The sequence below is a fragment of the Agrobacterium tumefaciens genome (genome assembly GCF_013318015.2).
In the GTDB taxonomy this organism is placed as follows: domain Bacteria; phylum Pseudomonadota; class Alphaproteobacteria; order Rhizobiales; family Rhizobiaceae; genus Agrobacterium; species Agrobacterium tumefaciens.
The window spans coordinates 1,896,388-1,916,164 of sequence record NZ_CP115841.1; the positions used below are offsets into that span (position 1 = coordinate 1,896,388).

Annotated in this window: 18 protein-coding genes; 10 read left to right on the forward strand and 8 right to left on the reverse strand. The window is 59.3% G+C overall.

The annotated features are described in order from the left end of the window. Positions 1 to 3: 3 nt before the first annotated feature. From G6L97_RS09420 to G6L97_RS09430, 3 genes are all read right to left on the reverse strand, one after another. On the reverse strand, positions 4 to 1,194 hold the full coding sequence (locus tag G6L97_RS09420; RefSeq protein ID WP_174002858.1) for an MFS transporter: 1,191 nt from the start codon (positions 1,192 to 1,194) through the stop codon (positions 4 to 6). A 110-nt stretch (positions 1,195 to 1,304) separates the two neighbouring features. After that, entirely contained in the window at positions 1,305 to 2,057 is a 753-nt protein-coding gene (gene map, locus G6L97_RS09425; protein ID WP_003513640.1) for a type I methionyl aminopeptidase, read from the reverse strand. Positions 2,058 to 2,111: 54 nt separating this feature from the next. Continuing rightward, positions 2,112 to 3,173: an LLM class flavin-dependent oxidoreductase gene (locus tag G6L97_RS09430; protein ID WP_003513642.1), complete on the reverse strand. Its 1,062-nt coding sequence runs from the start codon at positions 3,171 to 3,173 to the stop codon at positions 2,112 to 2,114. 232 nt (positions 3,174 to 3,405) lie between these two features. Between G6L97_RS09430 and G6L97_RS09435 the strand changes: the two genes are divergently transcribed. The 5 genes from G6L97_RS09435 to G6L97_RS09455 all read left to right on the forward strand — a co-directional run bounded on the left by G6L97_RS09435 (position 3,406) and on the right by G6L97_RS09455 (position 10,144). After that, positions 3,406 to 4,182: a 3-hydroxybutyrate dehydrogenase gene (locus G6L97_RS09435; protein WP_025594214.1), complete on the forward strand. Its 777-nt coding sequence runs from the start codon at positions 3,406 to 3,408 to the stop codon at positions 4,180 to 4,182. Between the two features lie 124 nt (positions 4,183 to 4,306). Next, positions 4,307 to 5,776 carry a xanthine dehydrogenase small subunit gene (gene xdhA / locus G6L97_RS09440; RefSeq protein WP_111783614.1) on the forward strand — a complete coding sequence of 490 codons (1,470 nt, stop codon included), beginning with the start codon at positions 4,307 to 4,309 and terminating at the stop codon, positions 5,774 to 5,776. A gap of 3 nt (positions 5,777 to 5,779) precedes the next feature. Beyond that, on the forward strand, positions 5,780 to 8,119 hold the full coding sequence (gene xdhB / locus G6L97_RS09445; RefSeq protein WP_162686688.1) for a xanthine dehydrogenase molybdopterin binding subunit: 2,340 nt from the start codon (positions 5,780 to 5,782) through the stop codon (positions 8,117 to 8,119). 11 nt (positions 8,120 to 8,130) lie between these two features. Beyond that, positions 8,131 to 8,979, forward strand: a complete 849-nt coding sequence (gene xdhC / locus G6L97_RS09450) for a xanthine dehydrogenase accessory protein XdhC (protein ID WP_111783615.1) — start codon at positions 8,131 to 8,133, stop codon at positions 8,977 to 8,979. 238 nt (positions 8,980 to 9,217) lie between these two features. After that, positions 9,218 to 10,144: a LysR substrate-binding domain-containing protein gene (locus tag G6L97_RS09455; protein WP_111783616.1), complete on the forward strand. Its 927-nt coding sequence runs from the start codon at positions 9,218 to 9,220 to the stop codon at positions 10,142 to 10,144. Here the strand turns inward: G6L97_RS09455 and G6L97_RS09460 are convergent. Further along, a complete protein-coding gene (locus G6L97_RS09460; protein WP_174002860.1) occupies positions 10,120 to 10,458 on the reverse strand; it encodes a hypothetical protein in 339 nt (112 codons plus the stop codon). The genes G6L97_RS09455 and G6L97_RS09460 overlap by 25 nt on opposite strands. Positions 10,459 to 11,013: 555 nt before the next feature. Between G6L97_RS09460 and puuD the strand changes: the two genes are divergently transcribed. The 3 genes from puuD (at position 11,014) to G6L97_RS09475 (ending at position 14,515) form a co-directional block, all read left to right on the forward strand. Next, on the forward strand, positions 11,014 to 12,276 hold the full coding sequence (gene puuD, locus G6L97_RS09465; protein ID WP_111783617.1) for a urate hydroxylase PuuD: 1,263 nt from the start codon (positions 11,014 to 11,016) through the stop codon (positions 12,274 to 12,276). Beyond that, positions 12,273 to 13,583 carry a guanine deaminase gene (gene guaD / locus G6L97_RS09470; RefSeq protein ID WP_025594223.1) on the forward strand — a complete coding sequence of 437 codons (1,311 nt, stop codon included), beginning with the start codon at positions 12,273 to 12,275 and terminating at the stop codon, positions 13,581 to 13,583. The genes puuD and guaD overlap by 4 nt, the downstream gene beginning before the upstream one ends. Positions 13,584 to 13,792: 209 nt before the next feature. Further along, the gene (locus G6L97_RS09475; RefSeq protein WP_083807297.1) at positions 13,793 to 14,515 is read left to right on the forward strand and encodes a sulfite exporter TauE/SafE family protein; all 723 of its coding nucleotides are present in this window, start codon (positions 13,793 to 13,795) and stop codon (positions 14,513 to 14,515) included. 19 nt (positions 14,516 to 14,534) lie between these two features. Here the strand turns inward: G6L97_RS09475 and G6L97_RS09480 are convergent, their stop codons facing one another. Next, on the reverse strand, positions 14,535 to 15,149 hold the full coding sequence (locus tag G6L97_RS09480; RefSeq protein WP_236762580.1) for a hypothetical protein: 615 nt from the start codon (positions 15,147 to 15,149) through the stop codon (positions 14,535 to 14,537). A 148-nt stretch (positions 15,150 to 15,297) separates the two neighbouring features. Here G6L97_RS09480 and G6L97_RS09485 point away from each other — a divergent pair, with 148 nt between their 5' ends. Beyond that, entirely contained in the window at positions 15,298 to 16,431 is a 1,134-nt protein-coding gene (locus tag G6L97_RS09485) for an alpha-hydroxy acid oxidase (protein ID WP_162686687.1), read from the forward strand. Positions 16,432 to 16,634: 203 nt separating this feature from the next. On the opposite strand, the gene G6L97_RS09490 is transcribed toward G6L97_RS09485, so the two are convergent. Beyond that, positions 16,635 to 16,979, reverse strand: a complete 345-nt coding sequence (locus G6L97_RS09490) for a DMT family transporter (protein WP_038491907.1) — start codon at positions 16,977 to 16,979, stop codon at positions 16,635 to 16,637. Continuing rightward, on the reverse strand, positions 16,976 to 17,560 hold the full coding sequence (locus G6L97_RS09495; protein ID WP_019565160.1) for a TetR/AcrR family transcriptional regulator: 585 nt from the start codon (positions 17,558 to 17,560) through the stop codon (positions 16,976 to 16,978). The genes G6L97_RS09490 and G6L97_RS09495 overlap by 4 nt, the downstream gene beginning before the upstream one ends. 190 nt (positions 17,561 to 17,750) lie before the next feature. Here G6L97_RS09495 and G6L97_RS09500 point away from each other — a divergent pair, with 190 nt between their 5' ends. After that, entirely contained in the window at positions 17,751 to 19,028 is a 1,278-nt protein-coding gene (locus G6L97_RS09500; RefSeq protein WP_041694484.1) for a D-alanyl-D-alanine carboxypeptidase, read from the forward strand. A gap of 3 nt (positions 19,029 to 19,031) precedes the next feature. Here the strand turns inward: G6L97_RS09500 and G6L97_RS09505 are convergent, their stop codons facing one another. Next, the gene (locus G6L97_RS09505; RefSeq protein ID WP_003513672.1) at positions 19,032 to 19,775 is read right to left on the reverse strand and encodes a metallophosphoesterase family protein; all 744 of its coding nucleotides are present in this window, start codon (positions 19,773 to 19,775) and stop codon (positions 19,032 to 19,034) included. Positions 19,776 to 19,777: the final 2 nt, after the last annotated feature.

Consider the following 19,777-nt stretch of genomic DNA (forward strand, 5'->3'; position numbering starts at 1 on the left):
GATTTAGCGCCGCCGCTCTGTGGCGAGAACCGGCAGCATCAGGAGAATGCTGGCGACAAGCACGCCAGAGGCGAGAATACTTGGTGCAGTAAAACTTCCCGTCACCTCGGCAATCCAGCCGGCGGCGAGTGGTCCGACGATCTGTCCAGTACCGAAGGCTGCCGTCATCAGCGCAAAGGCGCGGCGTGGGCTTGGGCCTGCGAATTCCCGGCCGAGCTGAAGGCCATAGGCGGTGATGACCATGAAGGTCAGCCCCAGAAGCAGACCGCCGGCAAGCACGCCCGGAACGGGTGGCAGCATGACGGAAGCGAAGACGCCGATGGCTTCCACGGCAAGCACGATCACGAAAGCGCGCTTCAGCCCCTGCGATTTCAAGACTGGCTTCCAGAGGAAAAGCGAAATGGCGGCGGCACATCCCGTCACGAACCAGGCCAGAAACTCCACGAAAGCGCCGGCAGCAGCCATGCGGGCAATCGCAACAATGAAGGTGGCGGTGATGACGTAACCGAAGCCGAACAGCCCATAGGCGAGCGTCGTCAGAAAGAGCGGCTTCGTCCGTTTGAGCGGCGGCTCCGACAGCGCAGAGGCATGCCGGGGTGGCCCGGCGGGCATCACCCGCCAGACGAGAAGAAACGTGGCGAAGGAAAAGACGGCACCGGCAATCCACTCCTCCCGCCAGGAGGCACCGCCGCCATCAAAAACGACGCCGATGAGATAGACCACAAGCGAGGAAATCGCGATGCCGGCACCGACGCCGCCATAATGCAGCGCCTGAATATGGTCCTTGCCAGCTTTCATGGCGTGGCCGATGACGATCTGCGACGTGAAGATCATGGTCATCGCACTGGCAACGCCGGCGAAAAACCGGATCAGGGTGAAGGCCGCAACGGAGTTGAAGGCGGCCATGGCAAGCAGCAACGCGCCCGTGGAAAACAAGCCACAAAGGGCGACCAGCCGTTCGCGTCCCGAGCCCCAGGAATAGGCGGCGAGAACCGCCCCCGCGAGATAACCGGCGAAATTTCCAGCCGCGACGATACCCGCATCCCCCGCCGATAGCGGAACATCAGCCATCATGCCGGGAAGAACGGGGGTGAAGGAAAAACGGCCGAAGCCCATGGCGGACGCCATCATCAAGGCGCCGGCGAAACCGAGTGCAGTCAGATGTTTGGGGGAAAGTGGCTTGTCGATGCTCATGTACGGCTTATCGCAACCGCACTGCCACGGAACAAGCGAGTTATTTTGATCGGCAGCATAAGCCGTCTTTATTGGTACGAGATGCGAGATCCCGTCGCCTGCGCATCCCCTCACTCAACCAGCGTCAGCACCAGCGGGCCGTTCTTCGTAGCAACCACGGTATGTTCATACTGCACGGTCGGCGCGCTCGGATCGCTATAGAGCGTCCACGGATCGTCGTCGCCATCTTCGGCCCAATAGGCACCCGTCGACAGGAAGGGTTCAACGGTGAAGACCATGCCCTCCTGCATGATGCGCCGCTCACCCTTGTCCGGCCAGGTCGCCAGTTCCTTCGGCTCCTCATGCAGGGAGCGGCCGATGCCGTGGCTCGCCAGATTGGTGATCAGCGTGTAGCGGTTCTTTTTTGCAAAGGAGCCGATGGCATTGCCGATATCGGCAAAGGGCCGACCGGTTTTCACCTGCTGCAAGCCCGTCCACATGGCGCGCTTGCCATCGCGGCACAGCCGCTCGATCTCCTTTTTTACCGGCGGCACGGCGAAAGACGAGCCCGTATCGCCGAAGAAACCGCTCTTCACCGCCGAGACATCGATATTGACGAGATCGCCCGCCTTGATGATGCGCGGGCCCGGAATGCCATGCGCAACCTCTTCGTTGACGCTGATGCAGGTCGCGCCGGGAAACTGGTAGCAGAACTCCGGCGCCGATTGCGCGTCGTTATCCTCCAGTACCTTTCGGCCGATCGCATCCAGTTCGGCCGTGGTGATACCGGGTTCCAGCGCATCCGCCATGGTCTGCATGGCCACGGCGCAGATGCGACCGATATCCTTTAGCAAAACCAGTTCTTCGTCGGTGGAGATGACCATGTTTCTGTCCGTCGTTCTAAATGGCGGGTCTGAAGACGCCCGCCTTGGTAATAATCAGGCCGTGGCTTTCACCGGATCGGCACTCCCCGTCAATTCTTTTCTGACAACAGGCGCGACTTTCGTACCATAAAGCTCGATGCCGCGCATGATCTGGTCATGCGGCATCAGGCCGATTGCCATCTGCAACAGGAAACGGTCGTTCTTGAAAACGCCATGCGCCTTGATGATCTTTTCCGCCACCAGCTCAGGTTCTCCAAGGAAGAGGTTGCCCTCCGGCCCACGCGCCGCATCGAAATGCGCGCGGTTTGTCGGACCCCAGCCGCGCTCGCGGCCGATGCGGTTCATCACCTCTGCCTGCGGTCCGTAAAACTGGTCCGCCGCCTTGTCGGTGGTGTCGGCAATGAAGCCGTGCACGTTGATGCTGGTGCGCAGCCTGGTCTTTTCCTGCCCCGCCCGGCGTGCAGCTTCGTGATAGAGATCGAACAGCGGCGCGAAACGGCGATATTCGCCGCCGATGATGGCGAGCGCCACCGGCAGCCCCATGGCGCCGGCCCGCGCCACCGATTGCGGCGTGCCGCCAACCGCGATCCAGACCGGCAGACGCTCCTGAAGAGGACGCGGATAGACCCCGCGCCCATTGATGGCCGGATGTTTGGTGCCGGACCAGGTGACGATTTCGTTCTCGCGCAGCGCCAAGAGCAGATCGAGCTTTTCTGCAAACAGCACGTCATAGTCTTCGAGGTCGTAACCGAACAGGGGGTAAGATTCGATGAAGGAACCGCGCCCGGCCATGATTTCGGCACGGCCGTTCGACAGGAGATCGACGGTGGAGAATTGCTGGAAGACCCGGACCGGATCATCCGAACTCAGAACCGAGACAGCGCTCGTCAGGCGGATATTCTTCGTCTTCACCGCCGCCGCCGCAAGCACGGTGGAGGGTGAGGACGCGACATAGTCCGGGCGGTGATGTTCACCCAGCCCAAACACATCCAGTCCGACCTGATCGGCAAGCTCGATTTCCTCAAGCAGTTCGCGCAGCCGGCGCGCACCTTCCGGCCCACGGCCATCGGCGGGGTTGGGATTGACATCCGCAAAAGTGTAAAGACCGAGTTCCATAGACGATACCTCTGTTTGATTGTCTGAGAGATAGGCACGGACGGCCCTTCAGACAAATGCAAAATCTGGCGTAAAATCTGGATGCTTAGCTTCGAAAAAGTGGATGGACGCCGGCGCATTATGCCCCATGCCGGCCTCCCCCGAAATCGCGCCCGAAATCGCGATTGCCAGCCCGCCCCCTTTGGGCATAACCTGCTTAAATATGTGCGAAGTAATGCAAAAAGGGGAAAGCATGCATCGGACAGTTATCGTGACAGGCTCCACAAGTGGCATCGGCCTTGGCATCGCACAGAGATTTGCGAGGGAGGGCGCGAATATCGTGCTGAATGGCTTCGGCGACGAAGACGAAATTGAAAAACTCCGCCTCTTGCTGGAGGCCGAAAGTGGCGGGCGTGTGCTCTACCACCCGGCAGATATGACGAAACCGGACGAGATTGCCGATCTCATCAATTCCGCGCATGAAAAGCTTGGTTCGGTCGATGTGCTCGTCAACAATGCCGGCATTCAGCATATCGCTCCGATCGAGGAGTTTCCGACGGAAAAGTGGGATTGGATCATCGCCATCAATCTGACCAGTTCCTTCCATACGATGCGCGTTGCGATACCCCTGATGAAGAAGGCCGGCAAAGGCCGTATCATCAACATTGCCTCTGCCCACGGTCTCGTCGCCTCGCCGTTCAAATCGGCCTATGTGGCAGCCAAGCACGGCATCATGGGCCTGACGAAGACGGCGGCGCTCGAGCTTGCGCAGACGGGCGTCACCGTCAACGCCATCTGTCCCGGTTATGTGCTGACGCCGCTCGTCGAAAAGCAGATACCGGAAATGGCCAAGGTGCGCGGCATCAGCGAAGAGGCGGTGAAGAACGACGTGATGCTGGAATTGCAGGCGACAAAGCAATTCGTCACCATCGATGACGTGGCAGCAGCGGCGCTGTTTCTGGCAAGCGATGCCGCCAGCAACATTACCGGCACGCATATTTCCGTCGATGGCGGCTGGACAGCGCAATAATCGATGACATCTCTTTCCGTTTTGGAAACAATGAATTGCCAAAACGGAAATCGATATGCGCGCGCGGGCGTGCATAGATAGCAGATTGGGAACCGGCTCAACCGGACAAAAAGCAAGGCAGTGCATGAACGACGCGATCAGCTTCATCCTCAACAGCGAAACCATTTCGCTTAAGGGTTTCGGACCGACAGACACGCTTCTCGATTATCTCCGCCTTCAAAGACGGCTGACCGGGACGAAAGAAGGCTGTGCTGAAGGTGACTGCGGCGCCTGCACGGTGTTGGTAGGGCGGCTTGTTGATGGCTCGCTGCGTTATGAAAGCGTCAATGCCTGCATCCGCTTTTTGGGCTCGCTGCATGCAACCCATATCGTGACGGTAGAGCATCTGGCCGGCCGCGATGGCACGCTTCACCCCGTGCAGCAGGCAATGGTGGATTTCCACGGTTCCCAATGCGGTTTCTGCACGCCGGGCTTCATCATGTCGCTCTACGGCCTGTGGCTTGCCAGCGAAAACCCGTCCCGCGCCGATATTGAAAAGGCACTGCAAGGCAATCTCTGTCGATGCACGGGTTACGAGCCGATTGTACGGGCTGCCGAAAAGATTGCAGCCGCCCGCCCGAGTGCGCTGTTCGACCCGCTGCAACGCGACCGCACCGATATCATGGCAAGGCTCTGGGCGATCCGCGCCAATGAGACCATTACGGTCACCCGCGGCGAGGATCGGACCATCATCCCGGCAACGCTTGCTGAATTGACCGATATCTATGCCGCCGAGCCGAAGGCTACCATCGTTGCCGGTTCCACCGATGTCGGCCTGTGGGTGACAAAGCAGATGCGGGCGCTTAACCCTGTCATCTTCATCAACAACCTCGGCGATCTGCAGGGTATTGCCGTGGATGAGAACGGCGTGACGCTCGGTGCCGGTGTCACCTACAGCCAGGCCTTCAAGACCATTGCAGAACATTTCCCGCCGCTTGCCCGGCTGTTCGATCGTCTTGGCGGCGAACAGGTGCGCAATATGGGAACCATCGGCGGCAACATCGCCAACGGTTCACCCATCGGCGACACGCCCCCGGCCCTGATCGCGCTCGGCGCCACGCTCACCTTGCACTCGTCTTCCGGCAGCCGCACCTTGCCGCTGGAAAGCTACTTCATCGATTATGGCAAGCAGGACCGGCTGAGCGGCGAATTCGTCGAAAAGCTGTTCATTCCGTTCCAGAAACCCGAAAGCCACTATGCCGTCTACAAGATTTCAAAGCGACGCGACGAGGATATCTCCGCTCTCTGCGCCGCCTTCAATCTGACGCTCGATGCCGATGGCGCAGTCGAAAACATCCGCATCGCCTTCGGCGGTATGGCCGGCACGCCGAAACGCGCCGCGCATCTTGAGGCGGCACTTCTCGGCAAGCCCTGGTCTCAGGAAACGATCGATGCGGCACGCGATGCGCTGGACGATGATTTCACCCCGCTGACCGATTGGCGCGCCACCGCCGAATATCGGCAACTGACGGCCAAGAATTTGCTGACACGGTTTTTCCTCGAGACATCAGGGGAAAAGCAGGAACTTGCCCGCTTCTCGCTGGAGGAGGCTTGAACCATGGACACGACAAGCTTCGATAAGACCAAGACCGAAATCGACGGCCCTGTACACGCCTCGCTCAGGCACGATTCCGCCCATAAACATGTGACGGGCAGCGCCGAATATATCGACGATATTCCCGAACCCGCCGGCCTCGTTCACGGCGCGCTTGGCCTTTCCGACCGGGCCCATGCCGAAATCGTCTCGATGGACCTTTCCGAAGTGGAAGCTACGCCGGGCGTGTTATGGGTGATGACAGGCAAAGACGTGCCCGGCGAAAACGACGTCTCCTCCGGCGGGCGTCATGACGAGCCGCTGCTGGCCGAAACGAAGGTTGAATTTCACGGCCAGCCGATCTTCGCGGTCTTTGCTGAAAGCCGCGATATTGCCCGCAAGGCCGCCCGCAGGGCGAAAATCGTCTACAAGGACCTGCCGCATTTCACCGATATCGACACGGCGATTGAAAATGGCGGTGCGCTCGTCATCGATCCGATGACGCTGAAGCGTGGCGATGCGAAGCTCGAAATGGACGTGGCACCCCGCCGCCTGACCGGCACGATGCGGATCGGCGGGCAGGAGCATTTTTATCTCGAAAGCCACATCGCCATGGCCGTGCCGGGCGAGGACGATGAGGTGACGCTGTGGAGCTCCACCCAGCATCCGAGCGAAATCCAGCACATTGTCAGCCACATCCTTCAGGTGCCATCCAATGCCGTCACGGTGCAGGTGCGGCGCATGGGCGGCGGTTTCGGCGGCAAGGAAACCCAGGGAAACCAGTTCGCAGCCCTTTGCGCCATTGCCGCCAAGAAGCTGAACCGGGCCGTGAAAATCCGCCCCGACCGCGACGAAGACATGACCGCCACCGGCAAACGCCACGATTTCCGCGTCGATTACGAGCTAGGCTTTGATGAGGAAGGCCGCATCCACGCCGTTGACGCCACCTATGCCGCCCGCTGCGGTTTTTCCTCTGACCTTTCCGGCCCGGTCACCGACCGCGCGCTCTTCCATGCGGATTCCAGCTATTTCTACCCGCATGTGCACCTCACCTCGCGGCCGTTGAAAACCCACACCGTCTCCAACACCGCTTTTCGCGGTTTCGGCGGCCCGCAGGGCATGCTCGGGGCTGAGCGGTTCATCGAGGAAATCGCCTATGCCGTCGGCAAGGACCCGCTCGATGTCCGCAAGCTCAATTTCTATGGCGAGACCGGTTCGGGCCGCACCACAACCCCCTATCATCAGGAGGTCGAGGACAACATCATCGCCCGCGTCGTCGAGGAACTGGAAGCCTCCAGCGAATACCGCGCGCGCAGGCAGGCAATTGTCGAGTTCAACAAGACCAGCCCGATCATCCGCAAGGGCATTGCGCTCACCCCTGTCAAATTCGGCATCTCCTTCACCATGACCGCCTTCAATCAGGCGGGCGCGCTGGTGCATATCTATAATGACGGTTCGATCCACCTGAACCACGGCGGCACCGAAATGGGCCAGGGCCTCTACACCAAGGTGGCGCAGGTGGTGGCCGATGCCTTCCAGGTGGATATTGGCCGGGTGAAAATCACCGCCACGACCACGGGCAAGGTGCCCAATACGTCGGCCACGGCCGCCTCGTCCGGTACGGACCTTAATGGCATGGCCGCCTATGACGCCGCCCGCCAGATCCGGGAAAGGCTCATCAAATTCGCCGCCGAGAACTGGAACGTGCCGGAAGAAGAGGTTGTCTTCCTGCCAAACCGGGTGCGCATCGGGCTTGAGGAAATCGCCTTCAACGATTTCATCAAACGAGCCTATTTCGCCCGCGTCCAGCTTTCCGCCGCCGGTTTTTACAAGACGCCGAAAATCCATTGGGATCGTGCCGCAGGCCGCGGCACGCCGTTTTATTATTTCGCCTATGGCGCGGCCTGTTCGGAAGTGTCGATCGATACACTGACCGGCGAATACATGATGGAACGCACCGATATTCTCCACGATGTCGGCAAGTCGCTGAACCCGGCCATCGATATCGGCCAGGTGGAAGGCGCCTTCGTGCAGGGCATGGGCTGGCTGACGACGGAGGAATTATGGTGGGACGGCAAGGGGCGGCTGCGCACCCACGCTCCCTCCACCTACAAGATCCCGCTTGCCTCCGACCGGCCGAAGATTTTCAACGTTCAACTGGCGGAATGGTCGGAAAACGCCGAGCCCACCATCGGCCGCTCCAAGGCCGTGGGCGAACCGCCTTTCATGCTGGCGATCTCGGTTCTCGAAGCACTCTCCATGGCCGTCGCGTCCATCGCCGACTACAAGGTCTGCCCACGCCTCGATGCGCCGGCAACGCCCGAGCGGGTGCTGATGGCGGTGGAACGGTTGAAGAAGGTGTGAGGGGAGACATAATGACGTCCCTCTCCCGCTTCCTCGCCAGCTCCGGACCTGCAATCCTCGTGGAAATCGAGGCCGTGAAAGGGTCATCGCCGCGCGAGGCGGGAACCTTCATGCTGGTAAGCCGGAAGGCGCTGTGGGAGACCATCGGCGGCGGGCAGTTCGAATATATGGCGATAGACCATGCCCGTGCCATGTTGAAGAACGGTACGACCGAAGACGGCATGGATATTCCGCTCGGCCCCGAAATCGGCCAGTGCTGCGGCGGCCGCACCCTGCTCCGCTTCCGGCTGGTAACGCCGGACATCGCGGCAGCACTCGAGGCAAGGCTTAATGCTGAAACCGAGCAGCAGCAGGCCGTTTTCATTTTCGGGGCGGGCCATGTCGGCAAGGCGCTGACAGATGCTCTGTTGCTTCTGCCTTTGACACTGACCGTGGTGGAAACCCGTGAAAACGAGTTGCGCGATCTTTCAGCCGGTGTCGTATCCGTGCTGACCCCCATGCCGGAAGCGCTGATCGCGAAAATTCCCGCAAACGGCGCTGCGATCATCGTCACCCACGATCACGCACTCGATTTCCTGATTGCAAAGGAAGCGCTTGCCCGCGACGATCTCGCTTATGTCGGCATGATCGGCTCGAAAACCAAACGCGCCACCTTCGCCCATTGGCTGGAGCGGGAGGGAGAACCCACTACCCGCCTTCAAAAACTCATCCTGCCGATCGGTGGAAGTAGCGTCAGGGACAAGCGCCCCGCCGTCATAGCGGCCCTTGTGGCAGCCGAGTTGCTGCAAGCATTTTCCGCTGCCGAAACCCGTCGCACCGAAAATCAGCGCGGCCATCCTCAAGACCAAGATCACGCCTGATCCCGTCGGGCAGGCTTTCATCTACCAGATTGTCCGGTCGAAGGCTTTCAAGGGAAAACCGTTCCGCGGTCCGCAGACCCGCGCGCAGGCGGGACCACGCGCGCAAGAGTGCTGTGCGCATGTTCGTCTCCATTTAAAAAATGTCAGAAGCTCAGTTGATGAATTGAGATAAAAATGCTCTGTTTTCCGGATAAAAACCAATGAAACCTTTGGCAGTTGGCATAAAGAGAACTTATCCATGAAAATGTCCCGCCAGTTCCCCCTGAATGCCCTGCGCGTGTTCGAAGCCGCCGCCCGGCATCTCAGCTTCACCAAGGCCGGTGAGGAACTGGGCATGACGCAGACGGCGGTCAGCTATCAGGTGAAACTGCTGGAAGAGAATGTTGGCGAGCCGCTGTTCATCAGAAAGGCGCGGCAGGTTGTGCTGACCGAGGCCGGGCAGAAACTGGCGCCGAAAGTTGCGGAAGCCTTCAACACTTTACGGGAGGCCGTCGACAATGTCCGTGACACCTCTGACACCACCCTGACCATTCACTCCACCGCGACTTTCGCATCGCGCTGGCTTTCGCGGCATCTGGGAGCTTTCCAGCTTGAACATCCTTCGATCGCCGTGCGGCTCGACACATCAAGCGCATTGATCGATTTTACGCATTCCGATTGCGATGTCGCCATCCGCTGGAGCAGCGACGATGGCAAAGGACTGATCTATCATCAGTTGCTGCGGGGCGTTTACACGCCGATGCTGCATCCGAACCTTGCCGAAAGCATCGGCGGATTGAATAAGCCGGAGGATCTTCTGCGCCTGCGCATCATCGATCCGGGTGACATCTGGTGGAGCCAATGGTTCCGGGAAGTCGGCATCGAAAATCCGGGCCTCGACCGTTATCCGCGCAGCCGCCTCAGCGTGCAGGCTTTCGAAGCCGCAGCGGCAATTGCCAGCCAGGGGGTAGCCATGCTCACCCCTGAACTTTATGCGGACGAGATTGCCCTCGGCCGCCTTTATCAGCCCTTCGAGCACCTCAGCAACGAAGGTAAGAACTACTGGCTCGTCTACCCTGAAAACCGCAGGAACATTCGCAAGATAAGGCTGTTTCGCGACTGGATACTGAAGCGGATCGACGAAAACCGGCCGCAAACATCTCAATACCCCATATCAGGCGCATAAAAGCAGCGCGGCGTGTCCTCGTCCGGGAACAGACAGAGATGATATTCTCCATCCTCGGATCGTCTTACCTCACGCTGCGACCAGCTGAAGACATGGCGCCGCGTCACCAGACGATGATCGCCGGGCGCAAGCGACACCTCGTAACCATCCTGCGTGACACGAACACTTCGCGTAGGGATCATCTGGCAATCGCCGGTTTCGGCGTCGCCATTGCAGCAGTAGCTTTCATATTTGAACCCCTTGTGGGATTCATGCGCAAGCGCCGTGGCGTTGAACGCCATCAGCAGGAAAAGAACTGTCAGAACAAGGCGCATCGGCACGGTCTCCGTTGAAAACAACGGCGGCTGCCGGAAGGTCATTGCGTCACTTCATTCAAAATCCAAGCATCAACGCATACCCGGACGCAACGGCACCGGGAACTGCAACACCTGCCCCTGATCTGCCCCGCCCCCAGGGTTCGCAGCACCCGCTTTCGGAATGAACCGCCAGCGAAAACATGTCATTGAAGCCTTGCGCCTCTGACCGAAAACCGGAAAGAACATGCGCAACATGAATGTGTCAGAGTGCCCTTCGAAGCGTCCTTTCGGACGCAGGTCGCTCCAAGGCCCCGCAGCCCAATAGTTTTGCACATCAGCAGACTGCTCAACGGATAATAGCTGAGTCGCGTTAGCCAGCTAAGCACAAACTCAGCGGCAGGACGGCTCCTTGACGATTGGGCGGGGCCGGAAGCGGGGCGTCGCCGCGCCTGCGCCAAAGTTGTGGACACGAGCGTACGGGATTGTGAACAATCATAGTGCGGTGTTTGCTTTTCCCTTCCCTAACGGTCAAATTTCTCGCAAGGTGCGCTGCACAAGGATCAGGGGAACCGAATGTACGAATATGCCATTGCGTGGGAATGGATGGCCTTTGCCGTCCGCTGGCTCCACGTCATCACCGCCATCGCCTGGATCGGCTCGTCCTTCTATTTCATCGCGCTCGATCTTGGGCTGGTCAAACGGCCGCATCTGCCGCCGGGGGCCTATGGCGAGGAGTGGCAGGTGCATGGCGGCGGCTTTTACCACATCCAGAAATATCTGGTCGCCCCGGCCCAGATGCCCGAACACCTGACATGGTTCAAATGGGAAAGCTACGTCACCTGGCTGTCCGGCTTCGCCATGCTGTGCATCGTTTATTACGGCGGCGCCGACCTTTTCCTCATCGACCATTCGGTGCTGGCGCTCACTCAGTTCCAGGCCATCTGTCTGTCGCTGGCATCGCTTGCCGTCGGCTGGCTGTTTTACGATTTCCTCTGCAAATCGCCGCTTGGCAACAACACCTGGGGCCTGATGGTGGTGCTTTACGTCGCGCTGGTGGCGATGGCGTGGGGCTATACGCAGGTCTTCACCGGCCGCGCCGCCTTCCTGCATCTCGGCGCTTTTACCGCCACCATCATGTCGGCGAATGTGTTCTTCATCATCATTCCCAATCAGAAGATCGTCGTTGCCGACCTGATCGCCGGGCGCACGCCGGACCCGAAATATGGCCGCATCGCCAAACAGCGCTCGTTGCACAACAACTACCTGACGCTGCCCGTCATCTTCTTCATGCTGTCGAACCACTATCCGCTGGCCTTTGCGACCGAGTTCAACTGGATCATCGCAGCACTCGTCTTCCTGATGGGCGTCACCATCCGCCACTGGTTCAACACCACCCATGCCCGCAAGGGCAAGCCGACATGGACCTGGCTGCTGACCGCGCTCATCTTCATCGTCATCATGTGGCTTTCCACCGTGCCGAAGGTGCTGACCGGCGAAGAAGAACAGAAGGCGGCAATGCTTTCGCCGATGCAGCAGCAATTCGTCAGCGACGCCCATTTCGCGAGCGCCCGCGATGTCGTTCAGGGTCGCTGTTCCATGTGCCACGCCGCCGAGCCGGTGTGGGAAGGCGTGCCCTTCACACCGAAATCTGTGAAGCTCGAAACCGACGCGCAGATCGCCGCACACGCCCGCGAAATCTATTTGCAAGCCGGCCGCAGCCATGCCATGCCTCCCGGCAACATCACCGCCATCACCCCGCAGGAGCGCAAAGTGCTGACCGCATGGTACGAAAGCGCCGTTTCCGCGGGCAAAGACACCAAGGAAAAAACCGAATGAGCATGGTTCTGCTGCGTGGCCGCCTGTTAAGCTTCCGCCGCGCGCCGCTCGCAATCGACGATACGCAAAGCTATCTCTACATCGAGGATGGCGGCCTGCTTATCGAAAACGGCAAGATCGCCGCCATTGGCGACTATGCCGATATTCGCAAGCAGGCACCTGATGACATTGAGGAGAAGGACCACCGCCCTCATCTCATCGTGCCGGGCTTGATCGACATGCACCTGCATTTCCCGCAGATGCAGGTCATCGGCTCCTATGCCGCCAACCTTCTGGAATGGCTGAATACCTATACTTTCCCGGAAGAATGCCGTTTCGTCGAAAGCGCGCATGCCCAGCGCATCGCCACACATTTTTACGATGAGCTTCTGCGCCACGGCACCACCACGGCTGTCGCCTATTGCTCCGTGCACAAGACCTCAGCCGATGCGTTTTTCACTGAGGCCCTGAAGCGCGGCATGCTGATGGTGGGCGGCAAGGTGATGATGGACCGCAACGCCCCGCAGGGCCTGCTGGACACGCCGGAAACCTCCTATGACGAGACCCGGGCCGTCATCGCCGACTGGCACGGCAAGGGCCGCAACCACGTCGCCATCACGCCCCGTTTCGCCATCACCTCTACGCCGAAACAGATGGAAGCAGCCCAGGCGCTGGCGCAGGAATTTCCCGATCTCTTCATCCAGACGCATCTTTCCGAAAATCTGGACGAGATCAAATATACCTGCGAGCTCTACCCGGAAGCGACCGATTACACCGACATCTATGTGCGTTACGGCCTGATGGGCAACAAGACCCTGCTCGGCCACGCCATCCACCTCTCGGAACGTGAGGCGGACGTGCTGTCGGAAACCGGTGCAGTCGCCGTGCATTGCCCCACATCGAACCTCTTCATCGGCTCCGGCCTCTTCCCGATGAAAAAGCTGCAACGGCGCGAAAAGCCGGTGCGCATCGCAGTCGCGACCGATATCGGCGGCGGATCGAGCTATTCCATGCTGCGCACCATGGATGAGGCCTACAAGATCCAGCAATTGCTGGGCGAACGCCTGAACCCGCTGGAAAGCTGGTATCTGATGACGCGCGGCAACGCCGAAGCGCTTTCCATGGTCGACCGCATCGGCACGCTGGACGCAGGCACGGATGCCGACATCACGGTTCTCAACGCCTCTTCCACGCCCGCCATGGCGCTGAAGATGGAAGTGGTGAAAAGCCTGACCGAAGAACTGTTCCTGATGCTGACCATGGGCGACGACCGCACCGTCGTCGAAACCTACGTGGCCGGCAAGGCGATGAAAAGCGCGCTTGCATAGTTCGGTTTAGGCCGAAACATCAGGTCGTCGCCTCATCTATATCAGTACATATTGAAACGAGCGGGCGTCGCCTGTTTTTCTCTCGCCGCCGGGAAAAGAAACAGGCCGCACTCGCCCGTTTCATATGATCGCCTGACAGCCCAAGTCAGCCGAAATGCGAATGACCTCTGGAGTGCGCCGTGCCGGATTTTGAGACAACTACAACGCTCATGATTGTCGCGACATTCATCGTCGCGGGCGTCGTCAAGGGCGTCACCGGCATGGGCCTGCCGACCGTTGCCATGGGCGTTCTCGGCCTTTTCATGCCGCCGGTCGTTGCCGCTGGCCTGCTCATTCTGCCCTCCTTCATCACCAATATCTGGCAATTGCTGGCCGGACCCGATTTCAAGGCGGTCGTCTCGCGACTATGGCCGATGATGATCGCCATTGCCGTCGGCACGCTTCTCGGCATCCGGCTGATGACATCAGGCACCGGCGTCTGGACTACCTCGACACTCGGATTATGCCTCGCGGCTTACGCAGCCTACAGCCTTCTTGCAAAGCCCTTCGCCGTTCCCGCAAGGCTGGAACCGAAACTCTCCCCGGCCGTCGGGCTGGCGACCGGCCTTCTGACCGGCGGCACCGGAATTTTCGTGGTCCCCGCCGTGCCCTATATCCAGTCGCTTGGCTTCAGCCGCGACGATCTCGTGCAGGCGCTTGGCCTGTCCTTCACCGTTTCCACCGTTGCGCTTGCTGCCGGCCTTGCCTCTCAGGACGCCTTCCGCGTCGAGCACATGTCGCTTTCCGCACTCGCCGTCCTGCCAGCGCTTCTCGGCATGTGGCTTGGTCAGAATATCCGCCGCATCGTCACTCCCGCGACATTCAGGCGCTGGTTCCTAATCTGCCTGTTGTTGCTTGGGGCTGAGCTGTTTTTGCGAGCATTCTGGAGCTGATTCAAGCGCAGTAGAACCGTCACCGCTTCAGAGGCGCAATCAAATTATAGGCGACAATTTCTTCGTCTTCCGTCCCCTCATCGTAAATCTTCGCCACCGTGGCGCGCAGATCCGGCGAATAAACCGCTGTCCATCGTTCTTCCTCTTTGCCGTTTTTACGAATGTCGTAGGTCACATAAAACACCTCATAATTGCAGAATTTAATCGGAAAGGCGCGCCGCTTCGTAACTGCAAGGGTCAGTGACCACTTATCCTCGATTTTGGTAGTTTCGAGCGGCAGAAATTCAAAAGTGCGTCGAGCGCCAACTTTCAGAGGCCAGAATGCTTCCAGATTTGACGTAAAGTGCTGGCTGTAATTGCCGTCATCGCCCGAACGCGCCAGCTCGATTAACCCCCGAAAGAGAAAAAGCCTCTGTTTGCCTGCGCCTTGAAAATCATTCTCCACCAAGACGATCGGTCCGGATCGCCTGAATTCGCTGCGCACCTGACCGTGGGCAAGAACAAACTCATCTCCATCATTTTTACCGGAGGGGCACTCGGCGGCGAAAACAATCGCGGGCGAAATAAGAACTGCGATAAGTAATCTGAGCAAATAATTTAACATATTAAAATACGCTATTATTTGAGAAACCATCTGAATTATTATCGAAATACAGTATATTTCAAGCATAATTCCTAGCCATTTGCGAGTGCAAAAAGCACTGCTGCAAAGACGATTGCCATCGCGTAAACGCGATTACCATGTTATGTGAAGCCATCATTCAAATGTGAAGGCTTTATCCATGGGCAAAATCCTCACCATAGCGGACCTGAAGAAACAGGCTCAGCGCCGTGTGCCGAAGATGTTTTTCGACTATGCCGATAGCGGCGCCTGGACGGAAGGCACCTACCGGGCCAATGAGGAGGATTTTTCGAAGATAAAGCTGCGCCAGCGTGTGCTGGTGGATATGACCGACCGGTCGCTCGCCACCGAAATGATCGGCCAGAAGGTTTCGATGCCGGTGGCGCTCTCCCCCACTGGACTAACCGGCATGCAGCATGCCGATGGCGAGATGCTGGCGGCAAAAGCGGCGGAAGAATTCGGCGTGCCTTTCACGCTTTCCACCATGAGCATCTGCTCCATCGAGGATGTCGCCTCCGTCACCTCCAAACCTTTCTGGTTCCAGCTTTACGTGATGAAGGACCGCGACTTCGTCAATAATCTCATCGATCGCGCCAAAGCCGCCGGATGCTCGGCACTGGTGCTGACGCTCGACCTGCAAATTCTCGGCCAGCGCCACAAGGACCTGCGCAACGGCCTCTCCGCCCCGCCGAAATTCACCCCGAAACACATCTGGCAGATGGCCACACGGCCGAAATGGTGCCTCGACATGCTGCGCACCCAGCGCCGCAGCTTCGGCAATATCGTCGGCCACGCCAAGAACGTCTCCGACCTCTCGTCGCTCTCCTCCTGGACGGCCGAGCAATTCGATCCGCGCCTGTCGTGGAAGGATGTCGAATGGATCAAGGAGCGTTGGGGCGGCAAGCTCATACTCAAGGGCATCCTTGACGAGGAAGATGCGCGCGCCTCGCTCGATACCGGCGCGGACGCCATCATCGTCTCCAACCACGGCGGTCGCCAGCTCGACGGCGCGCATTCCTCGATCGCCATGCTGCCGAGGATCGTCGATTCCGTTGGCGACAGGGTGGAGGTGCATATGGACGGCGGCATTCGCTCCGGCCAGGACGTGCTGAAGGCGGTAGCACTCGGCGCCAAGGGCACCTACATCGGCCGCCCGTTCCTCTACGGCCTCGGCGCGGATGGCAAGCAGGGCGTGACGACGGCGCTCGAGATCATCCGCAAGGAAATGGATATCAGCATGGCGCTTTGCGGGAAGCGGCTGATTACGGACGTCGATCGCAGCATTCTGGCGTGATGGTGACGACACGGCATACAACGTAAAGATCGAAGCCGATGCTTCGGTAAGAATATCGCCTTTACGCCGCCTCCCTCAGTCCTGTGCTTGTCACAGGGATCCAGCGAGCCCAAGCCCTTGGGCTGAACGGACTATCCTCGTCGCGCAGACGCGCGCCGGCTGGATTCCTCTGACAAGAACAGGAATGAGGTGGAGAAGTCCGCTCAATGCCCAATCGTCTTCGAAAACACATTGACGATCACCACCCCGGTCACGATGAACCCAAGACCAACCACCGCAGCAATATCGAGCGTCTGGCGGAACACGAAATAGCCAATGCCGGAAATCAGCACGATGCCAAGCCCGCTCCAGATCGCATAGGCAACGCCGACCGGCAGCGCCCGGAGCGTGAACGACAGGAGATAAAAAGCCGCACCGTAAAAAAGCGCCATCAGCACCGTCGGCAACAGCTTGGTGAATTGCTGCGATTGCTGCAGAAAGGAAGTTGCGATGACCTCGCAGACGATAGCCGCGACAAGCGCCCCATAAGTCAAAACAGCCGCGTTCATCGTTCCACTTCCTTTTTCGTCTGGGCGATCATCCGGGCCCTCAGAGCCGCCCTGTCGCCACCCGCTTTACCGTCGTCGGCCAGTAGATCGGCAAACCAGATGCCGTCAGCCGCAAGCCGCACCATCTCCAGCACCACCCCGTCATCCGTTTCTTTATGACGGGCAAGGCGCCCCTCAATCCAGCTGTTCCACATGCGCCGAAGCGACGGTTCACCGACCATGGAAACCGAGATCGCTGCCCATTGCCTGCCCGAATCCCTGCCCCGATCCGAGAAAACCGCGTTCACATAGGCCCTTGTGAAGCTCCCAAAAGCTTCACAATCCTGTGAGATGAGGTCGTCGATCTCAGTGTCCAGAGCCGCCAGAAGGTCAGTCATCACCGCTTCCAGCAGCACCTGCTTGGAGGGAAAATGATGAAACAACCCACCCTTCGTCACCCCGGCGGCATCGGCCACTGCCTGCACGGAAAGCGCCGCAACCCCCTGCTCGGCAGCGAGTTTCGCCGCGCAATCGAGAAGATTGCGGCGCACGATCTCAGGCTGCTTTTTGCGTTCATGTGCATTTGTCATGGTCGCAAACATACCGGATGGTTGGTTTCTTTGCAAGGAAATTGTGAGGGCGACGGCCGACTTGAATTTCATACTTAATTAAGCATGAAAGCGATCTCTAAAGTTTTAGCGGTTTTGTTGCCGGAAAGTGTCAGTAAAACTTCGCCCATCGCGGCGATCGAACATAAAGGGGTGGACCATGTCGGGAACGATCAAACGGGGAATGGCGGGCGCATGGGTATTCGCACTCGCCTTCTTTTGCGCGATCCTCTCATTGCAGGCATCGCCAGCGCAGGCCGGTTATGCCCATTTCATCATGGATGCCAATACCGGCAAGGTCCTCGCCGCGCAGAACGCCGATGTGCTGAACCACCCGGCATCGCTGACCAAGATGATGACGCTCTATATGACCTTCGAGGCGTTGCACGCCGGCCGGATTCGCTGGGACCAGAAGATAAGGATGTCCAGGAACGGCGCAGCCGTCATCCCCTCGAAGCTTTATGTGCGTGAGGGCCAGACGTTTACGGTGCGCGAAGCCGTCTACGGCATGATCGTCAAATCCGCCAATGACATGGCGGAAGGCATGGGTGACCATCTCGGTGGGTCCGAGGCGCAATTTGCGCAGATGATGACCCGTAAGGCCCGCCAGCTTGGCATGACCAAGACGGTTTTCCGCAACGCCTCCGGCCTGCCCAGCAAATCGCAGGTGACGACGGCGCGCGACATGGCGAAACTCGGCCTTGCGTTGCAGCGCGATTTTCCGAAAGAATACGGCCTCTTTGCCATGGAATCCTTCAGCTTCCGGGGCAAGCGCATCCGTGGCCACAATAATCTGATGTATCGCTATCAGGGCATGGACGGCATCAAGACCGGTTACACCAATGCGTCGGGCTTCAACCTCGTCAGCGCCATCAATCACAATGGCCGCCGTGTCGTTGGCGTCGTGCTGGGCGGCAAAACCGCGCGCGGCCGCGATGCGCAGATGGCTGCTCTGCTGGACAAGGCGATGCCGCAGGCCTCGAGAAGCCGTAATACCGAACAGCTGGTGGCAAGCGCCAATGTCAGCCGCACCTTCGATGTGCCGCCCGCAGCCGTCCCTCCGGCAGCCGTACCACTACCGATGTTTGCCGAGCGTCGCGCCGATCCGATCGCCATGCAGATCGCCACGGCGAACAGCCAGATGGCAGATATGATCCAGGTCTCTGCCATTCCGAGGCCCGCACCCGCTGCAAAAATGACCGGCCAACGCAGCCGCTGGGAAGTGCAGATCGCCGCCACCGACAGCGAAGCTGCCGCCCGCTCGCTGCTCGCCAATGCGCGCTCCAACATCGCCGGCAGCTACTCCGGCATCGCGCCCTATACCGAAGCGGTGCAAAGCGGATCGGCAACGCTCTACCGCGCCCGCTTTACCGGCTTTGAAGACCAGTCCTCGGCGGTTTCCGCCTGTAAGGAGTTGAAGGCGCAGTCTTATGCCTGCGTTGTCATGAACAGCGAAGGGTGAGTTCTACCGCTTGAGCCAACCGTTTTCCAACGCATCGGCCAGATACGGAATGCCGTTGACCTTCGCCATCTCGGCCATGGCAAGATTATCGTAGCGTATCTGCCGGAAATAGACCTGCCAGCCGCGTGCGGTTTCTTCGAGCACGGCATAGCTGGCAAGCGGATGACCGACTTCGACATGATGGTCGAACGGCGTGCCATCCTTCCAGCCGGGGCAGCCGACGCTGCCAGGATTGACGATCAGGCGGCCATCGGAGAGCTGCACGGTGCGGGCGATATGTGTGTGGCCGCACAACATCAGCGGTTGGGTGATGCCATCAGCCATGGCCTCGATTTCGGAAAGCGGTCGCAATTTCAGCACCCCTTCCGTCGAAAGCGTTTCCAGCCAGTATTCCAGATCACCGCGCGGCGAGCCGTGGCAGCAATAGGCGACGTCCTTGAAAACCATGCTGAACGGCAGGGTGTGCAGCCAGTCCAGATGCGCGGCGGTCAGCTGCGCATGCGCCGGCCTCTCCCAGCTGCCCATCTCCTCCGGCGCGCGCTCGATCAATTCGCGATCATGATTGCCGAGAACGCTGGGTATCCAGTTGCCAACCAGCACATCGCCGGTAAAACCCGCTTCCAGCGGACCACTGAAGCAATCACCGAGATTGACGATGTCCTTGATGCCAAGCCTCGCGATATCCTCAAGCACGGCCTCCAGTGCGGCGCAGTTTCCATGAATATCGGCAATGGCGGCAAAGATCATGG